Below are 1,205 nucleotides of genomic sequence, written 5' to 3'. Positions count from 1 at the left end.
CTCATAAGGGAAATGACCAACGATCCTACGATAATTGCCCCAATCCCATGAATCGATCTGTCCGCGTTTGCTTCAAACATCTTCTCACCTCCCTTCAAGTCTTTTATTGCCGGCCATTGGCCCGCAGGAGGTTTATTCATCTACAATAAAAAAAGAGCTGAAGTTATCAGCTCTTTTTAAGTGTGTAAAACCTACACTATTCACCTATTAAGTTTGATTCCTGCCATAAATCCGTTTTTCAATTTCCGATAAAACCGTCATTTTTACCCCTTCAAATACTGGATCTGAAATTGAGCCAAAATGCGAGTAGAAATATTGTCTTGTTTCACTGTCCTCACTTAATTCATCAAAAATAAATGGGGTCTTAACAATTAGTTTAGTGATCAAACTGTAATCAAGGTCCTCGTTAAGTAGGTAATTAATGTTTTTTTCGATACAATAACCAACAATTCCAATAACCAATTTACTGGCTGCTACATCAAAATGATCTCCTACTCTAAAATCTTTTTCTAAAGCTTTGTCTACCTCTTTCATTACAACCATATATAAAGTCCCCTTAAAATTTTTATTGTTAAGCATCAGGCCTTAACCCTCTAAAATATTCAACGATAAGATCCGGCAGTTCAGTATAGTAATAACCATAAATCGCACCAGCAACAACCGATATAATTCCGATCCAGGCAATAAAATTCAATATTCGATCCACATTCATTCCAAACATATAATCACCTCACCAAAGAAACCGCGGAACCTTTAACACCTATAGGTATTGGCGGGAGATTAAAGAAATCGAAATGAACATTGCCTTTAATCGTATAATCTACACTTTCACCAAACTTCTTTTTTTGCCCTTCAGAGTTACTGGAGACTTGATAACGGCCCTGATAATGAGCTTGATTGTATTCATCAATATTTTCTTTAGCCTCGCCAGTAAGGCCTCCATTACGCTCAATTTGAGTGTTAACATAACTTTTAAATTCAATCGCTTGCGTAAAGGGAACAATTGCCCCTGCAATTGCAATAATAGCCATTAAAAGGAGTCCAGTCAGAACCATATTTTGTAGACTGGCTACGTTTTGTTCCATTTCCTTTCCCCCTTTCTATGAAAATTTCAGGCCCTCGGTAACCAGGTTATAAATAATCGCACCCATATACCCTGCTAACAAAATGAAATTTGCTAATGTTAGTTTGGTTGGGAAGAATAC

The 1,205-nt window shown here is 36.8% G+C and carries 2 protein-coding genes; both read right to left on the bottom strand.

Translation table 11 applies throughout. From position 1 onward, the window contains the following. Positions 1-207: 207 nt before the first annotated feature. A complete protein-coding gene (locus ACWF4Z_RS38375) occupies positions 208-534 on the bottom strand; it encodes a hypothetical protein (protein ID WP_452248116.1) in 327 nt (108 codons plus the stop codon). Between the two features lie 191 nt (positions 535-725). Further along, positions 726-1,085, bottom strand: a complete 360-nt coding sequence (locus ACWF4Z_RS38370) for a hypothetical protein (RefSeq protein ID WP_268435266.1) — start codon at positions 1,083-1,085, stop codon at positions 726-728. Between the last annotated feature and the right edge of the window lie 120 nt (positions 1,086-1,205).

It is taken from the genome of Kribbella sp. NPDC055071 (assembly GCF_053608045.1).
This window is presented reverse-complemented; position numbering and strand designations above follow the sequence as displayed.